23 protein-coding genes are annotated in these 25,345 nt (G+C 64.7%); 9 read left to right on the forward strand and 14 right to left on the reverse strand.

The window, feature by feature from the left end:
* Positions 1 to 58 precede the first annotated feature (58 nt).
* On the forward strand, positions 59 to 1,378 hold the full coding sequence (gene serA, locus KF838_11320; protein ID QYK47367.1) for a phosphoglycerate dehydrogenase: 1,320 nt from the start codon (positions 59 to 61) through the stop codon (positions 1,376 to 1,378).
* A gap of 197 nt (positions 1,379 to 1,575) precedes the next feature.
* Here the strand turns inward: serA and KF838_11325 are convergent, their stop codons facing one another.
* The gene (locus KF838_11325; protein QYK47368.1) at positions 1,576 to 2,931 is read right to left on the reverse strand and encodes a hypothetical protein; all 1,356 of its coding nucleotides are present in this window, start codon (positions 2,929 to 2,931) and stop codon (positions 1,576 to 1,578) included.
* 244 nt (positions 2,932 to 3,175) lie between these two features.
* Here KF838_11325 and KF838_11330 point away from each other — a divergent pair, with 244 nt between their 5' ends.
* The 3 genes from KF838_11330 (at position 3,176) to KF838_11340 (ending at position 6,093) form a co-directional block, all read left to right on the forward strand.
* The gene (locus KF838_11330) at positions 3,176 to 3,907 is read left to right on the forward strand and encodes a 16S rRNA (uracil(1498)-N(3))-methyltransferase (GenBank protein ID QYK47369.1); all 732 of its coding nucleotides are present in this window, start codon (positions 3,176 to 3,178) and stop codon (positions 3,905 to 3,907) included.
* Between the two features lie 39 nt (positions 3,908 to 3,946).
* Positions 3,947 to 5,188 (forward strand): terpene cyclase/mutase family protein, encoded by a 1,242-nt coding sequence (locus KF838_11335; protein ID QYK47370.1) that lies wholly within the window; start codon positions 3,947 to 3,949, stop codon positions 5,186 to 5,188.
* A gap of 167 nt (positions 5,189 to 5,355) precedes the next feature.
* The gene (locus KF838_11340) at positions 5,356 to 6,093 is read left to right on the forward strand and encodes a hypothetical protein (GenBank protein QYK47371.1); all 738 of its coding nucleotides are present in this window, start codon (positions 5,356 to 5,358) and stop codon (positions 6,091 to 6,093) included.
* 15 nt (positions 6,094 to 6,108) lie between these two features.
* On the opposite strand, the gene tpx is transcribed toward KF838_11340, so the two are convergent.
* The 5 genes from tpx to KF838_11365 form a co-directional block, all read right to left on the reverse strand.
* Entirely contained in the window at positions 6,109 to 6,711 is a 603-nt protein-coding gene (tpx, locus tag KF838_11345) for a thiol peroxidase (protein ID QYK47372.1), read from the reverse strand.
* Between the two features lie 52 nt (positions 6,712 to 6,763).
* Positions 6,764 to 7,906, reverse strand: a complete 1,143-nt coding sequence (locus KF838_11350; protein QYK47373.1) for a 5-(carboxyamino)imidazole ribonucleotide synthase — start codon at positions 7,904 to 7,906, stop codon at positions 6,764 to 6,766.
* A gap of 3 nt (positions 7,907 to 7,909) precedes the next feature.
* Positions 7,910 to 8,491 carry a 5-(carboxyamino)imidazole ribonucleotide mutase gene (gene purE / locus KF838_11355; protein QYK47374.1) on the reverse strand — a complete coding sequence of 194 codons (582 nt, stop codon included), beginning with the start codon at positions 8,489 to 8,491 and terminating at the stop codon, positions 7,910 to 7,912.
* Positions 8,484 to 9,152, reverse strand: coding sequence for a peptidyl-prolyl cis-trans isomerase (locus tag KF838_11360; GenBank protein ID QYK47375.1), 669 nt, complete (start codon positions 9,150 to 9,152; stop codon positions 8,484 to 8,486). The genes purE and KF838_11360 overlap by 8 nt, the downstream gene beginning before the upstream one ends.
* Before the next feature lie 128 nt (positions 9,153 to 9,280).
* Entirely contained in the window at positions 9,281 to 10,180 is a 900-nt protein-coding gene (locus tag KF838_11365; protein QYK47376.1) for a DDE-type integrase/transposase/recombinase, read from the reverse strand.
* A 55-nt stretch (positions 10,181 to 10,235) separates the two neighbouring features.
* On the opposite strand from KF838_11365, the gene KF838_11370 reads away from it, so the two are divergent.
* Both KF838_11370 and KF838_11375 read left to right on the forward strand, forming a co-directional pair.
* Positions 10,236 to 11,198 (forward strand): hypothetical protein, encoded by a 963-nt coding sequence (locus KF838_11370; GenBank protein ID QYK47377.1) that lies wholly within the window; start codon positions 10,236 to 10,238, stop codon positions 11,196 to 11,198.
* A gap of 41 nt (positions 11,199 to 11,239) precedes the next feature.
* Positions 11,240 to 11,848, forward strand: a complete 609-nt coding sequence (locus tag KF838_11375) for a PIN domain-containing protein (GenBank protein QYK47378.1) — start codon at positions 11,240 to 11,242, stop codon at positions 11,846 to 11,848.
* Positions 11,849 to 12,036: 188 nt separating this feature from the next.
* On the opposite strand, the gene acs is transcribed toward KF838_11375, so the two are convergent.
* Positions 12,037 to 14,064 (reverse strand): acetate--CoA ligase, encoded by a 2,028-nt coding sequence (gene acs, locus KF838_11380; protein ID QYK47379.1) that lies wholly within the window; start codon positions 14,062 to 14,064, stop codon positions 12,037 to 12,039.
* A gap of 400 nt (positions 14,065 to 14,464) precedes the next feature.
* On the opposite strand from acs, the gene KF838_11385 reads away from it, so the two are divergent.
* Positions 14,465 to 15,181: a hypothetical protein gene (locus KF838_11385; protein ID QYK47380.1), complete on the forward strand. Its 717-nt coding sequence runs from the start codon at positions 14,465 to 14,467 to the stop codon at positions 15,179 to 15,181.
* A complete protein-coding gene (locus KF838_11390) occupies positions 15,178 to 15,849 on the forward strand; it encodes a hypothetical protein (GenBank protein ID QYK47381.1) in 672 nt (223 codons plus the stop codon). The genes KF838_11385 and KF838_11390 overlap by 4 nt, the downstream gene beginning before the upstream one ends.
* A gap of 58 nt (positions 15,850 to 15,907) precedes the next feature.
* On the opposite strand, the gene tadA is transcribed toward KF838_11390, so the two are convergent.
* The 6 genes from tadA to mqnB all read right to left on the reverse strand — a co-directional run bounded on the left by tadA (position 15,908) and on the right by mqnB (position 22,297).
* Positions 15,908 to 17,926: a Flp pilus assembly complex ATPase component TadA gene (gene tadA / locus KF838_11395; GenBank protein QYK47382.1), complete on the reverse strand. Its 2,019-nt coding sequence runs from the start codon at positions 17,924 to 17,926 to the stop codon at positions 15,908 to 15,910.
* A gap of 39 nt (positions 17,927 to 17,965) precedes the next feature.
* A complete protein-coding gene (locus KF838_11400; GenBank protein QYK47383.1) occupies positions 17,966 to 18,685 on the reverse strand; it encodes a hypothetical protein in 720 nt (239 codons plus the stop codon).
* Positions 18,685 to 19,218 carry a type 4a pilus biogenesis protein PilO gene (pilO, locus tag KF838_11405; GenBank protein ID QYK47384.1) on the reverse strand — a complete coding sequence of 178 codons (534 nt, stop codon included), beginning with the start codon at positions 19,216 to 19,218 and terminating at the stop codon, positions 18,685 to 18,687. Before pilO ends, KF838_11400 begins: the two co-directional genes overlap by 1 nt.
* A gap of 3 nt (positions 19,219 to 19,221) precedes the next feature.
* Entirely contained in the window at positions 19,222 to 20,100 is an 879-nt protein-coding gene (locus KF838_11410; protein ID QYK47385.1) for a PilN domain-containing protein, read from the reverse strand.
* Between the two features lie 49 nt (positions 20,101 to 20,149).
* Complete coding sequence (gene pilM, locus KF838_11415) at positions 20,150 to 21,286, reverse strand: pilus assembly protein PilM (protein QYK47386.1); 1,137 nt, start codon at positions 21,284 to 21,286, stop codon at positions 20,150 to 20,152.
* A 291-nt stretch (positions 21,287 to 21,577) separates the two neighbouring features.
* Positions 21,578 to 22,297, reverse strand: a complete 720-nt coding sequence (gene mqnB, locus KF838_11420; protein ID QYK47387.1) for a futalosine hydrolase — start codon at positions 22,295 to 22,297, stop codon at positions 21,578 to 21,580.
* A gap of 232 nt (positions 22,298 to 22,529) precedes the next feature.
* Here mqnB and KF838_11425 point away from each other — a divergent pair, with 232 nt between their 5' ends.
* Positions 22,530 to 24,434, forward strand: a complete 1,905-nt coding sequence (locus tag KF838_11425; protein ID QYK47388.1) for an HlyD family efflux transporter periplasmic adaptor subunit — start codon at positions 22,530 to 22,532, stop codon at positions 24,432 to 24,434.
* A gap of 55 nt (positions 24,435 to 24,489) precedes the next feature.
* On the opposite strand, the gene pdxH is transcribed toward KF838_11425, so the two are convergent.
* Positions 24,490 to 25,197 carry a pyridoxamine 5'-phosphate oxidase gene (gene pdxH / locus KF838_11430; GenBank protein QYK47389.1) on the reverse strand — a complete coding sequence of 236 codons (708 nt, stop codon included), beginning with the start codon at positions 25,195 to 25,197 and terminating at the stop codon, positions 24,490 to 24,492.
* Positions 25,198 to 25,345 lie beyond the last annotated feature (148 nt).

The following is a 25,345-nucleotide window of genomic DNA, read 5'->3' on the forward strand; positions in this document are numbered from 1 at the left end:
TCCAGAGCGGTGTCCGATTCATGCGTCGCTCTCTTTACTCTCGATGGAACAAACACGCATGGTGCCATCACCCACAACTTCAAGCCCAAGTACCACCGCTCTGGAGAGCGGTGCCACCCAATCCACTCCGCTTCCGACCTCATTCCCGAAGGATCGGATCAAGATCCTGCTGCTGGAGGGTGTCCACCCGCGCGGGGCGGACATCCTGCGTGCCGAGGGGTTCCATGTTGAGTGTCACGCGAAGGCGCTGGAGGGGGATGCGCTGCTGAAGGCGGCGTCGGATGCGCACGTGATCGGGATTCGCTCCAAGACCACGATCACGCCGGAGGTTCTCGCGGCGGCTCCGCGTTTGCTGACGATCGGCTGCTTCTGCATCGGCACCAATCAGGTCGGCACGCGTGAGGCGTGCGACCGGGGGATTCCGGTCTTCAATAGCCCCTTCAGCAACACGCGTTCGGTCGCCGAGCTCACGATCGCGGAGGTCATCTCGCTCAATCGCTCGCTGGTGGATAAGTCCGTGGGTCTGCACAGGGGTGATTGGGACAAGTCCGCGACCGGGGCCCACGAGATCCGCGGGCGGACGCTGGGGATTGTCGGGTATGGGCACATCGGTTCGCAGGTTTCGGTGCTCGCCGAGGCGATGGGGATGCGTGTGCTGTTCTATGACATTGCGCCGAAGCTCGCGCTGGGCAACGCGAAGCAGGTTCGCACGCTGGGCGAGTTGCTTGCAGAGTCGGACACTGTCACGCTGCATGTACCCGCGACGTCGAGCACCGACAACCTGATCGGCCGAGGACAGATCGCGCAGATGCGATCGGGCGCGTTCCTGATCAACAACGCCCGGGGCACAGTCGTTGATCTCGACGCGCTCGCCGATGGGTTGCGATCGGGGCGCATCGCGGGAGCGGCGCTCGATGTCTTCCCGGTTGAGCCCGCGGGCAAGGGCGACGCGTTTGTGTCGCCGGTTCAGGGGCTGAAGAACGTCATCCTGACGCCCCACATCGGCGGCAGCACCGAGGAGGCGCAGGAGAGCATCGCCGTTGATGTCGTCGGCAAGCTCGCCCGCTTTGTGAACAACGGCTCGACGACCGGCGCGGTGAACGTCCCCGAGGTCGATCTGCCCGAGCAGGTGCGCACCGACGGACAGATCGAGCACCGGACCCACCGCATCCTGCACTTTCACAGGAATGTGCCGGGCGTTCTCGGGCACATCAACGCGATCACGGCGGAGCTGGGCGTCAATGTCAACGCCCAGTATCTCCGCACCAATGAGCAGATCGGCTATGTCGTGCTCGACGTGGACCCTTCCGATGCTCCATCGCTCGACGATCGTCTGCGGACCGTGCCGGACACGATCCGCGTGCGTGCGCTGTGGTGATGGCGCCAACGAGGGCGACGCTCGGGCTGGAAGCGAACACTGCCGGCCGATCTTCGTGGTCGGCCGACTCGGATCGAGTGAGATGTGAGAGCCCCAGCATGCTGGGGATTCTCTTGTGCAGGAAGTGGCCGATTGATGCGGCGATTTCATCACCGCTCTGGAGAGCGGTGCCACCAAAGGCATCCGTCAGACAGGGCCTAGTGCCCGCCGGACTTCTTCTTCTCGTCCTTCTTCGCGCCGTGGCTGTCCTTCGTGCCGCCCGCGTCCTTCTTTGCCGCGCCTGCGGGTGCGTGCTTCGAGACGGCGTAGCCGTTCACGACGCGTGTGGTCTGGGTTGGTGCCCCGTGGCTGTCGCCCTTCTTTGCGCCATGGCTGTCCTTGGCACCGTGCGCATCTTTCGCACCGTGGCCCGAATCCGCCTTCGGTGATCCGTGGCCATCGCTCTTGGTGCCGTGGTCCGATGCGCCGGACGACTTGGGCTTTCCGCCGTCCTTCTTGTCGTGATCGGAATCGTGATCGTCGGCGTGGGTGTCCTTCGCGTGCGCATCGTCTGCGTGTGCGCCGCCGTGGAGCGAAGAGGGCGCGCTCGTCGCCTGGGGGCCCTGGGGTGTGTGGAACGCGATCAGATAGACCCACAGCCCCGCGGCCACGAAGAGCGTGTACGCCGCAAGCCACCCGATCGATTGCTGCAACGAACGCTTCCCGGCGAGCGGAGCGGAGACAAGCCCGAGCGCGATCCGTGCTGGCTCGCTCGCGCCGATCGCGCCGCGCTTGAGCAGGGCGATCGCCCGTGACGACAGCGCGACGCCGGCCGATGTAACGGGCTGGTCGCTCACCGATGGCTGCGCGGGGGTTTGTGATGTCGGCTCACGGGCTGCGCCCGCGACTGCTGCGGTTGCCCCGACCACGGGCGCGGCGTGTGCGGCGGAATGCGGTGCCGCGGCCTCTTGGGCGTGGGGTGTCTCTGGTGCTTGCTCGGGCTCGGGAGGCGGAGGCGCCTCAAAGTCTCCAGCGAGAAGATCGTCGGTCAGTGCCGCGAGTTCGGCATCCAGTGACTGGATTGTGCCGGCATTCGAATCCGCCGGCTCAGCCGTGGCGAGGGCTTCGGGTGGTTCGGTGCCTGAGTCGGTTGGGGTGACAACGTCTTCCGCCTCTTCGATTGGCCCGGCCGGGGCAGGACCAACTTGTGGATTCTGGATGGAAGGTTCGGGGGGTGGTGCCGGGGGGGGTGCCGGGGGCGGCGCGAGGTCTGTCGGAAGTTCGGGGGCGACCTCGGAGACAGTCGCTTGCAGGGCTTCGGCTTCTTTCAGTAGCACATCGAGCGACTTGGCCAACGACTCGTTCAGCGGGTCCTGGATCTGTTCGGAATGGTGCGTCGCCGCGGCGAGATCGTGTGCGTGCGGGTCGGCCGCCCCATCCTCGGGTGCTGAGACGGCAGCGGGCTCAGCGGGTTCCTCGGTGGTTGCCGACTGATCCTGCGCGGCTGACTCCAGCAACTCGTCGATGACGGAGTCGAGCGAAATCGGCTCGCCCTGGCTGGGTGTGTCGCTCATGCAATCCGCCAAAGTCCAACTCGTATCATCGGGTGCGATCCGGAGAGACTCAAGGGGTCTCCACGATCGACCCACACCCCGACGCCGGAATACGCGATTCTCTCGGCTCCTGGTGGCATACGCCCGGTTCTCGGACGTCTCCGGTACCCGCCGCCCCCAACCTACCCCCCCCACTTTCCCCCCACTCACCCCCCACTTTCCGCCCATTCACCGCCCGGCATGTGGAGAGCGGTACAGTCCGGGCATGTCGGTCCACCGCATCTTCCTCCACGCTCAGACGCTCGAACCGGGTGTCATGATCAGCGTGTCCGGCGATGAGGCCCAGCACACGACGCGGGTCAAGCGTCTCAAGCAGGGCGATGCGATCGAGGTCCTGAACGGAACCGGCCAGATCGCTTCGGCGATCATTGAGCGCGTCGGTTCGCGAAAGAACTACCAACTCGACCTGCGCATCGAGGCCGTCGAGTCATACCCGCCCCCCTCGCCCCGTGTCGAAGTCTGGAGCGCGGCTCCGAAGGGGGCTCGCCTTGATGAGATGATCGAGGGACTGAGCCAGACCGGGTGTGTGCTCTGGCGTGCCCTGATCTGCGAGCGGACCATCGTCGAGCCCAGAGAAGGCAAGCTCGCGCGGCTTGAACGGATCGCGGTTGAGAGTGCGAAGCAGTGCGGCAGGGCGTGGACGATGCTGATCGGCGAGCCGATTGCGTTCCGAGATGCGCTCGCCGCGCCCGGTGCTGAGCGTGTGCTGATTGCGGACGCGACGGGGGTCAATGTTCGCGAGACGACTCGCAGCGCGTGCCGGAGCGTGCGCCTTCTGGTCGGCCCGGAGGGGGGGCTGAGCCCGGCGGAGATCACTTCGGCCAGGGCAGCGGGGATCGAGTTCGTGCGTCTTGGGCCTCACATCATGCGGATTGAGACCGCTGCGGTTGTGGGATGCGCGACGTTTCTGCAACTCGGGGGCAGCGACGGCGTTTAGAGTAAGAAGTCCGAAGACCAATCGGAGTTGGAGAAGATCATGCAACGCAGGACCGTTCGTATGTGCCGCACACCCGTCGCCCGCCTGCTCCTTTCGGTTGTGATCTGCGCTGTGCCGGTTGTGAGCGCGAGAGCGATCGACCCGGATCGACGCGAGAAGGCGGAGCGGATGGCGAGCCGCGCGATCGAGTGGCTCCGTGCTCAGCAGGACGATCGCACGGGGGGGTGGGCGCTTCCGCCTTCCGGCCCTGTGTACCCCGCGATCACCGGGCTGGTGGTGAACGGGATGCTGATGGAACCGGGGCAGGACGCGTCGGATCCGGATATCGATCGCGCTTTGCGGTTCATCCTTTCTTACGCGCAGGAAGACGGTGGCATCTACGACCAGATTCTCGCCAACTACAACACGTCGATCTGTCTTTCAGCGCTTGCAAGGGCACGCACGCCGGAGGCCCGGCGCGTGATCCCGGGTGCGCAGGCGTTCCTGCGCGGGTTGCAATACAGCGAGGCGGCGGACACCACCTCGCCCGCAGGTACGGAGACAAAGGTTGTCACAAGGGATCATCCGTTCTATGGGGGCGTCGGGTATGGCAACCATGGTCGTCCTGACAACAGCAATCTGAATCTCATGCTGCAGGCGCTGCACGATTCCGGCGTGCCCGGGGATGATCCGGCGTTCGAGCGGGCGCTCGTGTTTCTCGCACGCACGCAGATGCTGGACAGCGTGAACGACATGCCGTACGCCGATCACTCATCTCAGGGCGGGTTTATCTATGCCACGAGCCCGAACGCCGAGAGCGTTGATCGGCTTGTGGGGCAATCGCAGGCGGGGATGATCGATGAGACGCTCGAGAACGGGCAGCAGATCAGCCGCCTGCGTGCGTACGGCTCGATGACGTATGCGGGGTTCAAGAGTTACATCTATGCGGATCTGAAGCGGGACGATCCGCGCGTGGTGGCGGCGTATGAGTGGCTCCGGAGCAACTACACCCTTGAGGAGAACCCTGGGATCGGCACGGACGGGATGTATTACTACTACGTCACCTTTGCACGAGCTATGCATGCCTGGGGAGAAGAGACGATCGACATCGTGGTTCGCGGCTCCGGTGATGAACGGACCGAGACCCGCGATTGGGCCAATGACCTCATCGATCGACTGGCCACATTGCAGAATGAGGATGGGTCTTTCCGGAGTGTGGACGACCGGTGGATGGAGAACAACCCCGTGCTGATCACGGCGTATGGGCTGCTTGCGCTTCAGAACGCGCGGGGATTGAAGTAAGTCCTGCGGGGGCCGGGCGATTCCTCCATTTCTCCATCGGGCGCCCGTCGCTCCGGGGAAGTGGCTGCGACAAGGGATATTGCTTCTCGACAGATGCCCTTGCGTCGAGGGTTGCAGTTTGTATATGCTGCTCCCTATCGCCCGCTGAGGCGCTCTGGGAGGTATATATGAATCGTTTGTTGTGTATCGTGGCGATCGCGATGTCTGCGTTCGGAATGGGGTGTGCCGAGAGCGCGGAAGATCAGGTGCTCGCACAGTACAAGCGCGGGGAAGAGGCGATCGCAGCGCTGGATGGCGCGGGGTGGCGGGCGACGATGTCCACGCAGAGCGTCGGGTGGCTGCAGGAGGAGCTCCGGCTTGCGCTGGACGCATCGCTGGTCGAGACCCGGGCACTGGCACCGTCGAAGATGGAGATGGTGCTGGCTCTGCGGAACCGCCTCGATGCGCAGTCGCTCAGGTCGATGAGCGTTGACTCGCTGCTCGTATGGATGATCGAGCAGGACTTTGCCAGCGTTGATGCCGATTTCGGCGTCTACCCGTGCGGCGTGAAGTTCTCAGGGGAGACGGCCACGGTGCAGATGGGGATGGAGGTCGAGTCGTCGTCGCGCTCGCCACGGCTGCGGAGCGGTCGACGCGGGCGCGGGGTTGTCGGGGGGATCGTGTCGATCGCGGGGGCAGCGTCCAAGAAGAAGAACGTCGAGCCGATCGAGGGGTACACGCTGACGTATGTCAACATCGACGGCTTCTGGTACTCCGACAACTCCGAGAGCATGCGGGAGTATGACCAGATCATACGGGACGCGGCGAAGGAGGCGGGGCTGCCGGTTGATCGATACCTCTCGGAGCGCGAGAAAGAGGCGCACGGCTCGCTGAAGCCGACGATCTGGCTGCCGGTCGGGCGTTGAGCGGCTGTTGCTCGCTCAACGAGCGTCGGAGGCAGCACGGGCGGCCTTGATCGCGCTGTCGTAATCCGGCTCGCGGGACAGCTCGGGGACGATCTCCTGGTACCGCACGATCCCCGCGCCGTCGATCACCGTCACCGAGCGGGCGAGCAGCCCGTTCTCTTTGATTCGCAGGGCGTAGTTGTCGCCGACCTGTCGGAGGCGGCTGTCGGAGAGCGTCTCCACGCGATCGATCCCCGCTGCGGCGCACCACTTCTTCTGCGTGAACGGAAGATCCATCGACACCGTGACGACGGCGATCGACTCGCCGAGCGCGGAGGCACGCTCGTTGACGGCCCGTGTCTCGGCGTCGCAGACGGCGGTCTCGAGCGAGGGGATTGTCGCGAGGATCACGGTCTTGCCTCTGTAGTCTCGCAGGGACCGCTCGCTCATGTCGTTCGCGATCGCGACGAAGTCCGGTGCCGGCTTGCCGATCTGCGCCCCCGGACCGACACCCTGGAGCGTCAGCGGCGCGCCTCGCATCGTGACGAGCCCGGTCCGCTCGGTCGCTCTCTGGCTTGCTGCGCAACCGGCGATTGTCGCGAGGACTGCCGCCACACCACACACCATGACACGTTTCATGCCTGATCTCCGTGCGCGTTCGCGCTGCGTCGTGGTCACGCTGAGCATGGGTTCAGACGTCCCACGCGCAGAGTTCTTCAACGATCGTCTCCCTGCGCGAGAGTTCCCGCGCATCCGTCCCGACGAGTGTGACGTGCCCCAGCTTTCGGGCGCGTCGCGCGGGCTTTCCGTACAGATGCACCCGCGCATCTGGCACCGCGAGCAGCGAGCCGCGAGCGGGCACGCGGCCCACGATGTTGTACATCGATGCGATCGCTTCGGGCGTCGTCATCATGGTTGACCCGAGAGGCAGCCCGAGCACCGCGCGGACGTGGTTCTCGAACTGGCTGGTGCTGGCCCCTTCGATCGTCCAGTGCCCGGTGTTGTGCACACGCGGGGCCATCTCGTTCGCCAGCAGGCAGAGCGCGCCGTTCTCGCCTTCAACGAAGAACTCGATCGCCATCACGCCGACATAATCGATTGCGTGCAGGACGCGCAAGGCCGCGGCACGGGCGTTCTCGACGATCTCCGGCGCGTCCTCGCCGATCGGTGCCGGTGCCTGCGTGCGCCAGAGGATGCCGTGTCGGTGCTCGTTCTGGCAGAGCGGATACTTCGCGACCTGCCCGTCAGCGGAGCGTACCGCAACGACAGATACCTCGGCACGGAGCGTTGCCATGCGGTCGGCGATCAGCCCGCCGGGCGCGGAGGCGAGCAGTGCCGCGCCTTGCGTCCACGCCTCCTCCGGCGAACGCACGAGACACTGACCTTTGCCGTCGTACCCCATGCGCCGGGTCTTGAGGATCATGGGAAAGCCGACCGTCTCGATCGCGCGGTCGAGATCCTCCGGGCTTCCGACCGCGACCCATGTCGTCGTGGGAATGCCGAGCGAGGAGAAGAGTCCTCGCTCGAGTGCACGATCCTGCGCGATCGCGAACGCCGTCGGGTTCGGGCGGACGGGCGCGTGGCGTGATGCGGCTTCGAGGGTCGATGCGGGCACGTTCTCGAACTCGCACGTGACCGCGTCGCACCCATCGGCGAACCGCGCGATGGCCTCGTCATCGTCGAAGCGTCCGACGCGATGATCGGTGATCCGCGCTGCGGGGGCGTCGGAGGATTCGTCGAAAGTCCTGACGGAGACGCCGAGACTCGACGCCGCCTGCGCGAGCATCAACGCCAGTTGACCGCCCCCCAGAACTCCGAGCCGAAGTTCGGACACCGATCAACTCCTGCGCGATTTGGTGCGCGTCGTCGTCTTGATCTCTCTGGCTTGCAGCACCTCGCTGGTGCGTGCGTCGCGTTGGGCGCGTAGCGTGCTCTGGAGCCGGGCATCCTGCAATCCGAGGATGGAAGCAGCGAGCAAGGCGGCGTTGGCGGCCCCGGCCTCGCCGATCGCGAGCGTGCCGACGGGAACGCCCTTCGGCATCTGGACGATCGAGAGGAGCGAGTCCATGCCCGCGAGCGAGGACGAGCGGACGGGAACGCCTAGCACCGGCAGGACGGTCTTGGCCGCGATCATCCCGGGCAGATGGGCCGCGCCGCCCGCGCCGGCGATGATGACGCGGATGCCGCGCTCGGGCGCGGTTTCGGCGTACTCGAAGAGCCAGTCGGGCGTTCGATGGGCCGAGACGACCATGCACTCGTGGGGGACGCCCAGTTCGTCGAGTATCTCGGATGCGTGGCGCATCGTCTCCCAGTCGGAGCGTGATCCCATGACCACGCCGACAATGGGGGCCTGCCCGCGAGGGGTCTTGCCTGAGCCCTTGCGTTCGCCGGTTCGCTTGCTCGCGTTGCGTTTAGCCATTGCCTGCTGGGATCGCCTCTTCCCGTGTGATCTTGACGGTCTTCTGGATCATGACGGGCTCGATGGGCACATCGCTCATGCCGCCGCTGCGCATCCCGGTGCGGACGCCCTTGATCTTGTTGACGACGTCCATGCCGGAGACGACCTTGCCGAAGACGGCGTAGGCAGCGCCGTCGCGTGGCGTGTCGAGGAAGTCGTTGTCATTGACGTTGATGAAGAACTGGCTGGTGGCGGAGTCGGCGACGTTGGTGCGTGCCATCGCGATGGTGCCGGCCTTGTTCTTGAGGCCGTTCTTCCACTCGTTCTTGATGGGATTGTCAACGGGCTTCTGCTTGAGATCGGGCGTGAAGCCGCCCCCCTGGATCATGAAGCCGTCGATCACGCGATGGAAGATGGTGCCGTCGTAGTGGCCCTTGTTGACGTAGTTCATGAAGTTCTCGACCGAGATAGGCGCCTTCTCGCCGTCGAGTTCGAGCACGATGTCACCCATCGATGTGGTCATCTTCACGTACACGATCTTCTCCTTGGCCTCGGTCGGTGCCGGGGCCGGCTGGGTTTGGGGGGATGTTGCGGGTGGGGTTGTCCCATCCTGTGCCGACGCGGACGCCACGCAGACCGTCGCACACGCAAGCACGGCCGAAAGAATGACACGCGTTCTCATTCGACACCCTCGTTCCGCCCCTTCGTTTTCGTGCGGCTGGACACCCGTCCGACCGGCGCACGAACTGGGGTCATGATTCTATGCGGTTTGGTCCTGGCGCGGTTTCCTTGGCGCAGCCGGGTAGTGGGTCAGTCTGAATCTTTGGCCTTCTTCTTGTACGGGCCACGCTTGTTGGAATCGGTGCCGACGGGGGCCAGTTCCTTGGCGTCCAGCAGGCCGACCAGTTCCTCCAGTTCCCAGACGTGATCGGCAATGCCAATCTCCATCGCGGGCGTGACGCGCAGAGTCTTGTGAACGCGGCAGAAGTTGTAGTGCATGAAGTGAATGGCGACCGACGCGCGAAGGTTGGCGAACTTCTTGCTGAACCCGTTGGTCAGGCGGGTAAACCGACGCATCCCCATCCGCATGGTCAGGTTGCTGCGCTCAACGTGACTCGTGCTGATATAGCCATTGATAGGGCGACCACTGATCGGGATCTTGTGCGTGCCGATGCACTCGGCGGGGCTGTAGCGGGCCTGACCGTCGCGGGGCTCGCCGTACTGCTTGACGAGCATGGCGTAGTCCACCTGCCAGCCAAAGGCGTCCTGAACGGCGCGCTCATAGACCTTGTACCCGTCGGTGGTCAGTTGAACGCGGTTGCCCAGCCGACCCGCCAAGTCCTGCATGAACGCGGCGGCACACTCCGCGTCACGGTTCCCGACGAACCACCCGCACATGAACTTGCTGGTGCTGTCGAGCGCGGTCCAAGTCCAAACGTCACCGACGCCCGGAGTGCCGCGCATCCGATCGGGGACGTTCTTCTCCTTGCTGTAGCAGAATGACCAAATCTCATCGCACTGGACGCGCGTCGCCTGAAGGTCGCGGGCATTGCGATCGTGGTATTCCTCGCACACCTCGCCCATATCCGCCACGAACTTCAGGACCGTTCCCTTGGCGAAGCCGGTCATGCGGCAGGTGGCGCGAACGCTGTTGCCTTCCACAAGGCAGGCGAGGATGCGGACGCGATCGGAAGTGGCGAGGCGATTCATACTGACCATTATACTTGAGCGCACATGCATAAGCAACGGTTTCAATGTGGGTTTGTTGGCTATTCTCCGTAAGTTGGCGCGGCTCAATGACTTACCGCGCAACTGCCGAAATAACATGGATTTGCGCTGGTTTTGGTCGATAGACATGGATAGTCTGTTAGGGAACGCCGTGGAACTAGATACTCGACGAAAACCCGAGCCGGCCTTTGTGATTCGGCTTGTCGGACCAGACATGAGGCCGTGGGCGGTGCCTACGCGCAAGTTGTCCAGAGTGCTTGACGCTGTTCAACGCCTCCTAGACCAAAGCGAGTACGTCGAGGTTCTCTCCGGCGAACCGCGAACGCAAGACGACAACGAAGCACCAGGAGATGGGAAGACGATCCGCCTTCTGGATGTGAAGAAGGGTTCTGCGGCTTACCCGATTGCCATCGGTAACGTCAAACCCGCGTTGAAGTTGATTCGGGACACCGGCAATGGGATAGAGAACCCCGCCGAATCGGATTGGACCTCGCCGACGCTGTCTGCTTTGGAAGAGTTGAGTGGTGTCGCGAAGTCTCTCGGATGCCAAATAGAGTTTGTGCTGCCCGGAGACAAGAGTAGGCGTCACGGCGACGTGCTTGCGACAATTACGCCTTCCACCTACCACAACGTTCAGCAATCGGCCTTTGTCGAAGGTGACACGAAAATCTACGCGACGGTTGAGCGTGTCGGCGGCGCAACCACAATGCACTGTGGTGTTCGACTCATCAATCAGCCGAGCAAGATGGTGATTTGCCAAGTTCGACAAGAATCTCTGATTCGTGATCTTGGCCAGTGGATCTATCAAGAAGTCTCGCTGATTGGCAGGGCGACATGGCTTCGGCGTGGCTATGAAGTCGTTGGATTCGTGATTGAGTCGGTTGAGCCACCCAAAACGGGATCAATCATGGACGCCCTGCGCAGAATACATGCGGCGGGAGGAAGCGGTTGGGATGACGTGGCCGATCCTGATGCCGAGATCGCGGAGTTGCGTGGATAGTGGCAGGCCGTAAACCAGCACCATTAGTCGCCATCGACACCATGATCCTCGTGTGGGGAATCAGGCAGGAGGGCACTGCTGACCAGCGAAAGAGGGTGGGGTGGCTGTTTCGAAAGTTGGACGACGAGCACGCGCAGATTGTGGTTTCTTCGGTCTCGGTTTCCGAATATCTGATTCGGGTTGATCCGGCCAAACACGCCGAAGCGGTAGCCGAGATCTCATCTAGGTTCATAATCCATCCATTTGACGCGCGATGCGTATCGCTGGCGGCGCGCCTGTTTGTGGATGGCAAGAGCCAGCGCGAAATGGGCAAGGATGATGCACGCAAGTGCTTGCGGGCGGACACGATGATCGTGGCGTGCGCTAAAGCCGCCGGTGTTCTGTCCTTGTATTCAAATGACAAGGGGTGTCGCAATCTCGCGAACGGAATCGGGCTAGACGCATACGACCTGCCCGGACAACCAGAGTATCTGTGCGATCTAAGCGATTCCGCGCCTAGTCAGCCCATCTTGCCCGCGCGGCTTTCCGGGCGATCTCTGAACGCTCCTTCTTCGAAAGGGAAGCGGCCCGCGCTTTCCCTCCCTTCTTCCCGCCAAGGCGGCCAAGTTCGACAGCGGCGGGATTCTTCGAAGAATCGGCCGAAGAAGTAATCTCGGTCTTGGGTTCCTCGCCTGTCGCTTCCCGTAGGATGCGGGCGGCAATCTGATTGGCGTCGGGACGCGCGGGCTTCTTGTTGCTTGACCGCTTTGGCATGCCCGAATCGTACCGCGCTTGTAGGGCGGCGCGCCGACGAAAGCGAAGTTAGCGGGATTCAGACTGACCCACTACCCGCAGCCGCTCACCCCTCCTCGGTCTCCTTCAGCCGCGCCAGCACGCTGTAATCCTCCAGCGTCGTGGTGTCCTGCGTGATTTTGGCATCCCCCGAGGCGATGGCGCGGAGGAGACGGCGCATGATCTTGCCGGAGCGGGTCTTGGGGAGCGCGGGGGTGAATCGGATCTGGTCGGGTTTGGCGATCGCGCCGATCTCCTTGGAGACGTGCTCGCGGAGGGCGTTCTTGAGCTTGTCGGCATCGGCAGGGGATGCGGGCTCGGAGCCGGGGGCGAGCGTCACGAAGGCCGCGATGCCCGTGCCCTTGATCTCGTGCGGCATGCCGACGACGGCGGCCTCGACGACGGCGTCGTGGCTGACGAGCGCGCTCTCGACCTCCATCGTTCCGAGCCGGTGCCCGGAGACGTTGATGACATCATCGACGCGCCCCATGATCCAGAAGTAGCCGTCGGCATCGCGGCGTGCGCCGTCGCCGGTGAAGTACATGCCGGGGACGCGGGTGAAGTAGGTCTGGATGAAGCGCTCGCGATCGCCGTAGACGCCACGGAGCATGCCGGGCCAGGGCTTTCGGACGACGAGGAGGCCGCCGGTGTTGTGGGGCTGTTCTTTGCCGCTCTCGTCCACGATCGCGGCGTCCACGCCGAAGAAGGGGAGGGTGCAGGAGCCGGGCTTGGTGGTGATGGCGCCGGGAAGGGGCGTGATCATGTGGCCGCCGGTTTCGGTCTGCCACCAGGTGTCAACGATGGGGCAGCGCGAGGAGCCGATGGTTTCGTGGTACCACATCCAGGCCTCGGGGTTGATGGGCTCGCCGACGGAGCCGAGGACGCGGAGGGAGGAGAGGTCGTGTTTTTTCGGGTGCTGATCGCCCCACTTCATGAAGGCGCGGATGGCGGTGGGCGCGGTGTAGAACTGGGTGACCTTGTGACGCTCGATGATGTCCCAGAAGCGGTCTTCTTTCGGGAAGTTCGGCGCGCCCTCATACATGAGCGTCGGGACGCGGTTCGGGAGGAGGCCGTAGAGGATGTAGGAGTGGCCGGTGACCCAGCCGACATCGGCCGTACACCAGTAGAGCTGGTTGTCGTCGGGGATGAGGTTGAAGGTGAGTTTGCTGGTGAGGTAGGTGTGGACCATGTAGCCGCCGGTGGTGTGGAGGATGCCCTTGGGCTTTCCAGTGGAGCCGGAGGTGTAGAGGAGGAAGAGCATGTCCTCCGAGTCCATGTGCTCGCAGGGGCACTGGTCGGAGGAGGCGAGGAGAAGGTCTTTGAAGGAGTGGTCGCGGCCGGAGTGCCACGCGGTCTGGTTGCCGACGCGGGTGTGAACGATGACGTTCTTCACCTCGTGGCCGGCCTGGACGAGCTGGGCGACCGCGGCATCGACGGACTCTTTGAGGGGGACGATGGAGCCACGCCGGTATGCGCCGTCGCAGGTGATGATGGTGCGCGACTTGGCGTCGAGGACGCGGTCGACGATGGCCTGGGTGGAGAAGCCGCCGAAGATGACGGAGTGTGCCGCGCCGATGCGGGCGCAGGCGAGCATGGCGACGGCGACCTCGGGGACCATGCCCATATAGATGGTGACGATGTCACCCTTCTTGACGCCGAGCGCCTTCAGGGCGTTGGCGAACTTCGAGACATCGCGCTTGAGGTCGTTGTAGGTGAGGCGCTGGACTTCCGGTCCCCCCCCACCCCCGCCACTGCCTCCTCCGACCGGCTCACCTTCCCAGACGATGGCGACCTTGTCGCCGTGGCCCTGTTCGACCTGGCGATCGATGCAGTTGTAGCAGACGTTGGTGGTGGCGCCGACGAACCACTTCGCGTCGGGGACCTTCCAGTCGAGGACCTTCGACCACGGCTTGAACCAGTGGAGTTCACGGGCGACCTCGCCCCAGAACCCCTCGGGATCCGTGATGGAGCGGGTGTGCTCGCGCTTGTACTCATCCAGAGAGGGGACGAGCCAGCGGGGCATCCGTGCGGCGGGGGCTGCCGGAGCGGGGAAGCGGCGGTTTTCCTGGAGGACGGACTCGATGGAGTCGGACATGGGCGGGCTCCGGGGAGGGCGGGCGGATGCGTGGAGAAGGAGAGGGGAGGCGGGAGGGGTTTGGGTGTGAGTGTGTTTGGGGAATAGGTCGGAGGGGGGTAGGGCGGAGGGGGGTAGGGGCGGGGGGTGGTGTGCGAGCGTAATGCCGCGGGGGGGAGTGGGCAAGGGATGGGAGCGAGGAGGGGACGGGGCTGAAAGAGGACGGATTCTTGTGTGGTCACTCGGTTTTTGTTGGCATTCTCGTGGTCGTGCGGCATATTTCACTCAGGGGATGCCGTTGGAGCAGGCCGGTGGGTCGTGCGCGCGTCTTCACCAGACGACCACGACCTGCTGTGACCTCCCACGACCTCCCGCCGCTGGCGTGCGGCTTCCCACGCCGACGCTGAGGAGGGCTGTGCCGATGCCGAGCGGAATGATGGATGATCTGTGTGGTCTGGCATGTGCGGCGGCTGTGGCGTCCGCGTTGCTGCTCGCAGGAGAGGCCGCAGCCAGCCCGATCGTCGTGCTGAATGATGGTGAGCATCGCGACACGATCGTGTCACGGGGCGGCTACGACATCCATTTGTTCGCGAACGAGGTCAGGCTCGATCCATTTGATGGAGCGCGGTATCCCGAACCAAATACCTTGGTAATCCGCTTCGGATACTCCTTTGGACAGGTGTCCGGAGGCATTATCGGGAACCCTCTTCCCGACTGGCCGCCGTTGCCGGTACAGACGCCATCGCTGCTCGCGCAAGGCGGGATGAAGATCGAGGGGCAGTTCGTTGATACTTCTTGGTCTTTCGCTGAGCCGCAGTACGACCCGACATCAGGCGGGACAAACAGCGCCGCGTTGTCGCACGGGTTCGGATCAGATTTCAACCTCAACGACTTCACGCAGCCCGGCGACATGGCCTACATCGGCTACGCCACATCCGACCTCTCCATCTTCGGCTATATGCAAATCGAGCGCGTGACCGAGGTGGACTGGAAGCTCATCGGCTACGCCTACGACCCCAGCGGCGGGGGCATCCTGGTTCAGAACCTCGTCCCCGCGCCGGGTGGCGTGGCGGTTCTCGCGCTTGCCGCGGCTCCCCTCCTGACCCGCTCGCGCCGCCGCAGGGAGAACGCCCAATGATCCCGACCCGACCGACACTGGCGTTCGCCCTTCTCGCGGCGTGTGCTCCCGCGATCGCCGCCGCAAGCCCGATCGTCGTGCTGAATGATGGACCCGACAGGGACACCATCATCTCGCGCAATGGCTACTACATCCATCTGTTCGCAGACGAAGTGACGCTTGATCCATATGATCCATTACAGTATCCTCAACCAAACACTATCACCATCGATTTTGGGTACAGTCTTCAGTTGTATGGAGCCATATCTGGCAATCCTCTTCCCGATTGGCCGCCATTGCCTGTTCCAACGCCGGCGCTGCTCGCAGAGGGGGGTCTGAAGATCAAGGATCAGTTTATTGACGCATCATCGGCGTTCAATGAGCCACAGTACGACCCAACGACTGGGGGCACAAATATTGCGCAGATATCACACGGCGCGGGATCAAACTTTAATCTCACAGAATTCACTGTTCCCGGCCAGATGGCATACGTCGGATATGCATCATCTGATTTCTCGATTATTGGCTATTTGCAGATTGAGCGCGTGACCGAAGTCGACTGGAAGCTTGTCGGCTACGCCTTTGATACCAGTGGCGAGGGCATCCTCGTCCAGAACCTCGTACCCGCGCCGGGGGTGATGGGTGTTGCCGGCATCATGATGGTCGTCGGAGCGCGGCGGCGGCGGTGAGGGCGTGCCGCGGGGGCGGGAGCAAGAGCACGGGAGTGCCGAGTGGCCCATGCGGCGATCAGTGTGATGCCTCTGTCGCGCTCAGGACTTCCTCGACGGTGGTGAGGCCGCGGGCGACCTTTCGGAAGCCGTCGTCGCGGAGGGCGACCATGCCTCGTTCGATGCAGAGGCGCCGGAACTCGGAGACGTTGGGGTTTCTGGCGATGACATCGCGGAGCTGGTCGTCGACGGCGAGGAGCTCATAGATGCCGACGCGTCCGGAGTAGCCGATGTTGCGGCACTTGTCGCAGCCCTTGGCGGCCCAGATGGTGTCGGACTCCATGCCCTGCATGGTGAGGAACTCGGCCATTTCTTCGGTGGGGGCTTCCTGGGCCTTGCAGTTGGTGCAGAGGCGACGGAGGAGTCGCTGGGCGAGGACGCCGTTGGTGGCAGCGCCGACGAGGAAGGGCTCGACGCCGATGTTGACGAGGCGGGTGATGGAGGAGGGGGCGTCGTTGGTGTGGAGGGTTGAAAGGACGAGGTGGCCGGTGAGGGAGGCCTGGATGGCGGTGCTGGCGGTCTCGAGGTCTCGGATTTCGCCGACCATGATGACATCGGGGTCCTGACGCAGGAGGGCCTTGAGCGCCTTGGCGAAGCTCATGCCGATCTTCTCGTGCGTCTGGGTCTGGGTGATGCCGTCGAGGTGGTACTCGACGGGGTCCTCGACGGTGGAGATGTTCATCTTGTTCTTGTCGAGCTGGCGGAGGGAGGAGTAGAGGGTGGTGGTCTTACCCGAGCCGGTGGGGCCGGTGACGAGGATGATGCCGTGGGGGGCGTCGATGAGCTTGCGCCAGATTTCGAGCGTTGCAGACTCGAAGCCGAGATCCTCGAGCTGCACGTTGATGGAGCGGGTGTCGAGGATACGCATGACGGTTTTCTCGCCATACGTGTTGGGGAGCGTTGACATACGCAGGTCGAGCTTGCGTCCGGAGACGGTGCAGCGGATGCGCCCGTCCTGCGGCACGCGGCGCTCGGCGATGTCGAGCCCGGCCATGATCTTGAGGCGGCTGGTGATGGCGGGGCCCATGGCCGCGGGAGGGTTCATCATCTCGAAGAGGACACCGTCGATGCGGAAGCGGACCTTGACCTTTTTCTCAGAGGGCTCGATGTGGATGTCGGACGCGCCCTCCTTGAGGGCGGTCTGGATGATGTAGTTGACGTAGCGGATGACGGGGCCTTCGCCGGCCTGCTGCTCGAGATCGACCTCGGAGGTCGCGGCTTTCTCGATGGCGACATCCGACTCGGCGACGTCGGTCATGATCTGGTCGAGATCGACCTGCTCTTCGGCTGCGGCTCCGGCTCCGATGATCTCCATCGCGCCGCGGATGTCGTAGGCGGTGATGACGACCATCTTGACGCCTGGGACGCCGAGGCGTGCCTTGATGTCGTCGATCAGGAAGACATCGTCGGCGTTGACCGCGCCGACCACGGCCCGCGCCCCTTCCATCCTGAGCGGGAGCACCATGTGCTGCTTGCAGAACTCCGGGGTCAGCCGCTGGAGGAGTTTGCCGTCGAACCCGCCGTCGAGCCCCTTCTCGACATCGACGCGCTCGAAGGGGAGACCCTTCATCTCCGCGACGGCCTGTTGGATGGGGGCCTCCATCACGCCCTGTTCGAGGAGGACCTCGATGAGCGAGCGGCCCGGAGACTGGCGGATGACGTTCTGCGCGGTCATCAACTGCTCGGGCGTGATGACACCCTTGGCGGCGAGCAACTGGCCGAGGTCGGATGTGCCGGTCGGCACGATCGCGCCGGGCGAGGGCGTGTAGACCTCTGAGAGCGCGGGGCCGACGGTTGGCTTCGGGGCCAGTTCGGGGCGTGAGCGCACCGCCGGGTCGATCGACATCGTCTCGTCGGCTTCGTCGGCGGTCTGGAAGACCTTCTGGTTGGCGGGCATCGCGGGCAGGGGGCTGAACGCCGCCTCTTCGCGGTCGATGCGGTGCTGCTTGCGGGGATCGCGCGGGAGCGCGCGGCGTCCCTCTTCCCCCTTCTGGACGCCGAGCTCGCTCAGGATGTCGTCGATGTTGTACTTGGCCATCGCTCGCCCGTCTCCGAATGTCGGACCCCGTCGCGCCGATCACCGACGGCGCGACGCTGCTGTGGACTTCGCTCTTGCGCGGGCGGACTGCTCGCGCTGGTCTTCAAGACTGAGCGTGAACTGCTTGCCCTCGGCTTCCAGCGTCACGGATCGACCCTCGATCGAGACCACCGTGAAGCGATTGGCGACCACGTCGCCGACCGTGACGGTCTCGTCGTTCAGGCGCGCCAGGGGGACGCGTCCGCCCATGATGCTGTAGAGCCGCAGCTTGGCGAACTCCCCCGAGAGGGCGTTGTTGGCGGCTTCCATCGCCTTGCGGGCGGCCTCTGCCTCGCGAGCCAGCGCGTCGGCCTCGGCACGCTCGCGCCAGCCCTCATCGCTGAGGTTCTCCGTGGGAGCGATGGAGCGGGAGAGGCGGAAGGGGTTGCGGCCGAGTTCCTCGCCCTTGATCTGGACGGGCTTCGCGGCGGACTCGAGTTCCTTGAGCACGCGGGCGGTGCGGGCCGCGCCGTCGGCGCCCTCTTCGACGCGCTCGTACTCGATCTTCAGGTTGGCCAATGAGAGCTGCGGCCCCATGCCCATGTGGCGCATGCCGAAGAGGAATGCCGCGGCTCCTGCGAGCACGACGCCGAGGACAACGGCCTGGCTCGACACGCGCTTTGCGGGTGGTGCGCCCGGTGCCTGCTGGTCTGCGGCCTGTGCGCCGGTTGCCAGCGAGAGGAGGCCGCCGCCCGATTCGCCCGTTCCTTTGCTGCTCATCAGTTGGCCCTCGCGTCGGTGAAGTAGATGCTGAGCGTGAACTGCGCCTTGATGTTGCCGTCGGGGTCCTGCACGCGTTCGAGGTTCATGTCGGGGAGGCGGGTGATGCGGGGGAGGCGTTCGAGACTGAGGAGGAACTCGTAGAACCCGCGGAAGTCGCCGGCGGTGGTGACCTTGATGGGCTGCTCCATGTACATGGCGGCGGCGACGGGCTTGCCGCTCTCCATCGAGGGGGCGGTGAGCCCCGACTGGACGGCGAGCTCTGAGATGTGTCGCACGATGGAATCGACCTCTTTGCCGTCCGGGAGTCTGGCCTCGGTCTGCTTGATGAGCTCGCCGATCTCTTCGTTGGCGCGGATGAGGTCGGCGTTGCGTGCGGTCTCGGAGCGGAGCTTGTCGAGGATCTCCTGCTTGTGGCGGATCTCGGAGCGCGTCTTGGCGATGCGCTTGTTCTGAGGCCCGAAGACCAGGAAGTACGATGCAAGCGGGACCGCCACCAGCACCAATGCCATCATCATGTCACGAACTCGCATCGGTCACTCCTCCTTCCCGGCCTGCGCGACGGCGGCGTCGGCCGGATTGGTCACTGGTGTCATGGTGCTCTGGTCGGCGTTCTGGGGCTGAGCCGTGGCGGGCGCGCCGGGCGTCGGCGTAGGCTGCGGGGCGGACGCGATGCGGGCCCCCGAGCGGATCTTGGCGTCGATCTGGAACTTTCTGAGCGTGAGGTCGCTCATCACGGATTCCTTGATGTACGCCAGTTCGACGGATTCGAGGATGTCGCACTGCTTGAGGGCCTGCAGGTAGTCCGCGATCTCCTGGTTTGCGCCGGCGACACCGGTGAGGATCAGTGTCGATTCGAGGCGCGGCGCCTGGGGCCTCGGTGCCGGGGGCGGCGTGTTCTTGGCGGTCTTGGACTTGCTGGATGTCTTCGCCGGGGCCTTCGAGCCCGCCTTGGAGGAGCCGCTGACCGAGCGAACCTCGGCGGCCTTCGACTCGAGCGCGGGGGCCTGGACGATCCGCTTGCTGCGAAGATCGGCGGTGAGCAGCGTGATGCCCTCGGGCATGCGCTGGACGACCTCTGCTGCGAGGAGCGATCGGGGCGTCTTCTCGATGAGCGCGGTGGTGATCTCGGCGCGCTCGATCATGGATTCTCTCTGGGTCTCAAGGGCCTTGAGCTGCTCGATCTTCTTTGTCTCCTGCTCGTAGGCGGTGTTGATGGCTTTGTGCTCGGCCTTCACCGATTCCCACTGGCGATTGGTGACGAGGAACGCCGAGACGACGCCCGCCATCACAACGGCGAAGAGGAAGAGGCAGAGGATGTTGGCTCTGCCGTCGGCCTTCCGGCTGATGTAGTCCTCGGGGAGGAAGCTCCCACCCGCGACCGGTTGCTTTGCTTGTGCGAACGGATTGATCATCGCTTCCTCCGCCGGGTGCGTCCCGGCCCGTGGGATCCATGTCGTTCGATCAGAGGTCGGTGGGGCTCAGGCAGAGGCCAAGTGGGACGGTCCATCCGGGCTGGGCCTCGCGCAGGTTGACGCCGGTGGCGGGTTCCTTGCCGGTCTGGGCGACCCTTGCGAGCGGGTCTGCGATCTGAGCGGGGAGTCGGAGCGCCCTGGCCAGGTGCTGGCAGAGCCCGGCGTGACGCGCCTCGCCCCCGACGAAGACGATGCCGCTGACGCGCCGGCTCGGGAAGAGTGACTCGTGGTATCGGAGGCACATGGTGACCTCATCTGTGAGGATCTCGATGGCCTCGTTGAGCGCGGGGTCGTCCGGGCCGCAGGGCGCGAGTGTGGCGCACGCGACTTCGTTTGTGAGCCCGACGGGTTCGTCCGCGCTGCGATCCGCGACGGAGGCGCTCGCCCGTGCGCGAGCCCCGACGCCTGCCTCGGCGATCGTGCCGCGATCGGGCATGGCGCCGGCGCAGGCGTAGCGCGCCTTGTGGGCCTCTGGGAGCGTCAGGTTGCGTGAGGAGACGATCGCTTCGTCGAGCGCGATCCCGCCCATGTTGATGACGCGGGCGAAGACCATCTTGTCGTCGTGGGCGATCATGACGCGTGTCGAGCCCGCGCCGATGTCGAGGTAGAGGGTGGTGCGCTCGACCCCGCCGACGGGCGCACGGGCCAGATCGCCGAACGCGAGGATGGTTGCGGCGAACTCGCTGTGCATGCCCACGGGTTCGAGCCGCGCACTCTTGATCGCGTCCATGAGGCGGGAGAGCCCGTCGCGAGCGGCGGCGATGCAGATGATTTCCGCCTGCTTGCCGCCGGTTGCCCCGACGCGTTCAACCTCGCCGACATCGACGGTGCGGAGCACGAGCGAAGCGGGGTGCATGTTGACCTGCTGGGCGAGCGTGGATGACACTTGGAGATTGACGGAGACCGGATCGCTCTTGGCGACACGGACGTGCTTGCAGACGGCCATGCCGGAGGGGATGGCGCAGACGGCTCGCTTGCCCCGGAAGCCGCCGGAGCGGACGAGGCGTCCGAGGGCGTCGGCCTGGAAGCTCAGACGAGCACCGGTGTCGGTGAGGAGTTCCTCGGGCGTCTCGACACTGGCAGCGGCGACGAGCGTGGGCGGATCGCCCTTGGCGATCTGGAGCACCTTGAGGGCTCCTACCCCGAAGTCCACGGCGATGGGGAGACCGCTTTGCTTGACGGCTCCCAATGATCCAAGTCGTTTTATGGACCCAAACGGCATCCGCATCTCTCCACTGCGCACTCCGGCGCACGCCGCGCAGAACAAGACCATGCACGACGATGTGGGATCGGCCCTCGAGGCCGCAACGTTGAGCCGGTCAACCCGGCTTCACACGTGATGGGACGTTGAGCGCGGCGCATCCGTTCCACGCCTCCCACCTCACGGCGGGGCCGGGGCAGTGTGCTGTCTCGGTTATCAGGAGGATCGGAGCGCGTTCGAGACGGCGTCGATGGCCGGCCCGATCATCGCGCTGAGTCGATCGAGCGCGGCCTTCAGATCCCATGTCTGTTGCTGGCGGTTGCCTGTGGTGTTGCTGATGATCCTGAGTCCGCTCCACGGAAGACCGAGGCGGGTGCAGACGAGGGCGATCGCGGCGGTTTCCATGTCCTCAGCCCGGGGTGAGCCCGCGATCTGCGCACGGACCCGCGCGGCCCGTGCGTCTGTGCCGGAACAGGTCGAGACTGTTGCGAGGTGGGCGGTTCGGTTGGTGATGCGTGAGAGTGCGCTGAAGAATCGGGGGTCGGCGGGGAGGGCGTCGGACACTCCGGGGAGGGGAGGGAAGCCCATCTCCCTCAGGGTGAGGAAACCGCTCTCGGTTTCGATTCCCTCATCGGCGAGTGTTGCGCTCTCAACGGCGATGGATGTGCAGAGCGGGAGCGTCTCTGGTTCCAGAGTGCCGGCGATACCGATAGAGAGGAGTGCGGCGTAGCGAGAGCGATCGATGGCGCGGGCGACGGCCCCTGCGGCGTTGGACTTTCCGACGCCGGTCAGTAGCAGATCCGCGAGGTTTGTGATCGGGTGGGCGTGCCAGGGTTCACCCCAGTTTTCGGTCCCTAGCCCCCGTGCCGCGGCCTTGGCCTCGATCTCGGAAGCGACGACCACCAGAATCCGGCTCTTGGGAGGATGATCGACCACAATCTGGCTCCGTGGGGCCGAAAGAGATCGCGACCCCGCCATAATCAAAGGACTCGTGCGTTCATCCTCTTGTATGGACAGCGGGTTACGTTCTCGCGAACCGGCACGCCTCAGGCCGGTATATGTCAGGACGCGAACAGCCATCCCCGAGGTCAGCCCCCGAGAAGGGGTGATCGTAGAGCACCGTCTCGGCACGAATCTTCTGCCGCCGAGCGTTCGAAGGATCTGCACGATGAAGAGTACGACACAACAGACGAGATCCGTGCGGCGGCTGGTTGTTGCCGGGTTGTGCGGCGCAGCGGTTCTGGGCTCGGGCCTGATCATGGCGGGCGCGAACTCTCCGAGCCGCACGAGCGCGAAGGGTTCGAAGGACGAGGGGTTGACGGCCGACCTTGCGATCGCGCGGGTTCAGTCGTTCGACATCACGACAACGGCCTCCGGGGAGTTGCAGGCGAAGAACCAGATCGAGATCCGCAGCCAGCTCGAGAGCCAATCGACGATCACGGAGGTGGTGAACGAGGGCTCGCTGGTCAAGAAGGGCGATCTGTTGATCCGGCTCAAGAGCGACAATATCCAGACGCAGATCGATGAGGAGATGCTGCGTGTGGAGTCCGCTCGGGCGGAACTGGTGGCGGCGGAGAACAGCTACGAGATCCAGTTGAGCGAGAACGAGTCCAAGACGAGCGCGGCGCAGCTGAAGCTCGATCTTGCCAGACTGACGCTTGAGCAGTGGACGAAGGGCGACGTGGAGAAGCAGCGCCAGCAGCTGGACCTTGCGATCGAGAAGGGGGAGCGTGACCTTGCGCGCTTGCGTGAGAAGTTCGAGCGGAGCGAGGAGCTTTTCCAGCAGGGCTTTCTCTCGAAAAACGAGCGTGACATCGATGAGATCGCGCAGATCGAGGCAGAGGCGAACCTAAAGAAGACGATGCTGGAGCGCGAGATCTACTGGAGTTACACGCACCCGAAGGACCAGCGTTCGCGCCAATCGGATGTTGACCAGGCGGAGGCCGAGCTCGATCGCGTGAAGCGCCAGAACGAGATCCAGTTGACCAGCAGAGACGCGGATCGCCTGAACAAACGACGCCAGAAGACGGTGCGCGAGCAGCGTCTGGCGAAGCTCGAACAGCAGTTCGCTGCGTGCGAGATCGTGGCACCGTCGGACGGACTGGTGGTGTTCGCGACGAGCATCGAGCGCAACCGGTGGGGCGGCGGGGGTGAGGGTCCGCTGCAGATCGGGCGCGAGGTCTTTCCCAACATGCTGCTGATCGTGCTTCCCGACACGTCTTCCATGGTGGCGTCGGTGCGTGTGCATGAGTCTCTTGCGGGTCGTATCCGCCCCGGGCAGCGCGCGAACGTGACAATCGACGCGCTCGGCGGGCGGGCGCTCCCGGCGACGGTTGAGTCGATCGGCGTGATGGCAGAGACCGGCGGGTTCCGTGACCCCAACCTGCGAGAGTACACGGTGCGTGCGTTGCTCGATCCAAGCGACATGATCGGCGAACTCAAGCCGGCGATGCGCTGCGACGCGACGATCACGATGGGGCGTGTCGAGAACGCCCTGACCATCCCCCTGCAGGCGATCTTCACGGACGGCGCGGTGCGGATGGTCTATGTCCCGAGAGGCAACAAGTATGTGAAGGTGCCTATCGCGGTGGGGCGTCGATCGGACATATTCGCCGAGATCACCGGGGGTATCACCGAGGGCACGCGCGTGCTGCTTCGCGAGCCCGCGCCCGGCGAGGTACTCAACATTCCGTGGGACGATGCTCAGCTCACCGCTGCGGGATACAAGCGCGAAGAGAACGGGGAGATCGTGCCGATCGCTCCGGCGTTCCCCGCTGGGATCGCGATGAACGGGATGATGCCCGAGGGCGCGACCATGATGGGCGCGGGAGGCGGGGCGCGTACAGGCGGAGCCGGGGGCATGCCCGCGGTGCGCCGCGAAACGCCGGCGAGCGGCGGGGCACGCCCGCGCACGCAGAACGCTTCGGATGATTCCAGCTCGTCGGACTCGGACTCGGCATCCAGCGAGTCATCGACTTCGACACCTCGTACCGGTACACCGGGCAGGAGCCCTGGTGGTACTGGTGGTGGCGGAGGCGGTGGTGGGCGTGGCGGAGGCGGCCGGGGCGGTTGATGCCCGCACATATGCTCACGGTCGGAGTGTTCTTGCCGTAACGATTGTCGCCGGATCAGGGTTGCAGGCGCGTGGCCGACCACGGCCCTGTGTTCACCTTGCCGTTCTGGGTTGAGAGCGTTCGTGTCCATGCGGCGCGGTCGTGGACGCGACCGGGGCCGGCGACCCACAATTCGACGCGATCCGCCCAGAGCCGATAGCCGCCCCAGTGGGGCGGGCGCGGGATCTCTCCGAGGTTCTGCTCGATCATCTGGGGTGTGATGCCGAATCGTGCAGCGGTCTTGCGGACCCTGTCGAGCATCTCGGCACGAGAGGCGACGGGTCTGCTCTGATCGCTTGCCCACGCTCCGAGCCGGCTTTCGATGGGTCGAGAGGCGTAGTAGGCATCGCTCTCGGCCTCGCCGGCACGCTCGACGATGCCCTCGATGCGGATCTGGCGGTCGAGCGTGTCCCAGTGCATGGCGATTGCGGCTCGCGGATGAGCGCTCAGCGCCTCGCCCTTGCGGCTCTGGTAGTTGGTGAAGAACAGAAGCCATCCCTGCTCGAGGTTCATGCCCTTGCAGAGCACGATGCGGCACTGGGCGCGGCCCTCGGCGTCGATCGTCGCGAGCGACATGGCGTTGGGGTTCGGCTGCACTCGGCGTGCGTGGGCGTCTTCGTACCACGCGCCGACGATCGGCATGGGATCTGCCGGGAGCGTCTCCGGGAGGAGTTCGGTTGGTGCGAAGTGCTCGACGAGATCACGCTGGTCGAAGTTGCCCATGGCCAACGGTACCCATGAAAGCGGGGTGCGGGGGGGTGGTGCATCGGCGTGGGGGCGAACGCACGCCGCACGGGGGCGCGGCTTGTTCATTTCGGGTCTTGGCAACCTGTCGATTCATCGACTCTCCCCCGGAGTGCGGCTACGTTCC

The organism is Phycisphaeraceae bacterium, from assembly GCA_019454185.1.
Classification (GTDB): Bacteria; Planctomycetota; Phycisphaerae; order Phycisphaerales; family UBA1924; genus JAHBWV01.

Excerpts from the sequence above, each read along its gene's own strand:
- KF838_11340 (QYK47371.1), top strand. The coding sequence starts at position 5,356 with ATGAATCGTTTGTTGTGTATCGTGGCGATCGCGATGTCTGCGTTCGGA.
- serA (QYK47367.1), top strand. The coding sequence starts at position 59 with ATGGTGCCATCACCCACAACTTCAAGCCCAAGTACCACCGCTCTGGAG.
- KF838_11390 (QYK47381.1), top strand. The coding sequence starts at position 15,178 with ATGATCCCGACCCGACCGACACTGGCGTTCGCCCTTCTCGCGGCGTGT.
- KF838_11365 (QYK47376.1), bottom strand. The coding sequence starts at position 10,180 with ATGAATCGCCTCGCCACTTCCGATCGCGTCCGCATCCTCGCCTGCCTT.
- KF838_11325 (QYK47368.1), bottom strand. The coding sequence starts at position 2,931 with ATGAGCGACACACCCAGCCAGGGCGAGCCGATTTCGCTCGACTCCGTC.
- tpx (QYK47372.1), bottom strand. The coding sequence starts at position 6,711 with ATGAAACGTGTCATGGTGTGTGGTGTGGCGGCAGTCCTCGCGACAATC.
- pilO (QYK47384.1), bottom strand. The coding sequence starts at position 19,218 with ATGCGAGTTCGTGACATGATGATGGCATTGGTGCTGGTGGCGGTCCCG.
- KF838_11400 (QYK47383.1), bottom strand. The coding sequence starts at position 18,685 with ATGAGCAGCAAAGGAACGGGCGAATCGGGCGGCGGCCTCCTCTCGCTG.
- KF838_11410 (QYK47385.1), bottom strand. The coding sequence starts at position 20,100 with ATGATCAATCCGTTCGCACAAGCAAAGCAACCGGTCGCGGGTGGGAGC.
- pdxH (QYK47389.1), bottom strand. The coding sequence starts at position 25,197 with ATGGGCAACTTCGACCAGCGTGATCTCGTCGAGCACTTCGCACCAACC.
- KF838_11360 (QYK47375.1), bottom strand. The coding sequence starts at position 9,152 with ATGAGAACGCGTGTCATTCTTTCGGCCGTGCTTGCGTGTGCGACGGTC.
- KF838_11375 (QYK47378.1), top strand. The coding sequence starts at position 11,240 with ATGATCCTCGTGTGGGGAATCAGGCAGGAGGGCACTGCTGACCAGCGA.
- KF838_11335 (QYK47370.1), top strand. The coding sequence starts at position 3,947 with ATGCAACGCAGGACCGTTCGTATGTGCCGCACACCCGTCGCCCGCCTG.
- KF838_11425 (QYK47388.1), top strand. The coding sequence starts at position 22,530 with ATGAAGAGTACGACACAACAGACGAGATCCGTGCGGCGGCTGGTTGTT.
- KF838_11385 (QYK47380.1), top strand. The coding sequence starts at position 14,465 with ATGCCGAGCGGAATGATGGATGATCTGTGTGGTCTGGCATGTGCGGCG.
- KF838_11330 (QYK47369.1), top strand. The coding sequence starts at position 3,176 with ATGTCGGTCCACCGCATCTTCCTCCACGCTCAGACGCTCGAACCGGGT.
- tadA (QYK47382.1), bottom strand. The coding sequence starts at position 17,926 with ATGGCCAAGTACAACATCGACGACATCCTGAGCGAGCTCGGCGTCCAG.
- purE (QYK47374.1), bottom strand. The coding sequence starts at position 8,491 with ATGGCTAAACGCAACGCGAGCAAGCGAACCGGCGAACGCAAGGGCTCA.
- acs (QYK47379.1), bottom strand. The coding sequence starts at position 14,064 with ATGTCCGACTCCATCGAGTCCGTCCTCCAGGAAAACCGCCGCTTCCCC.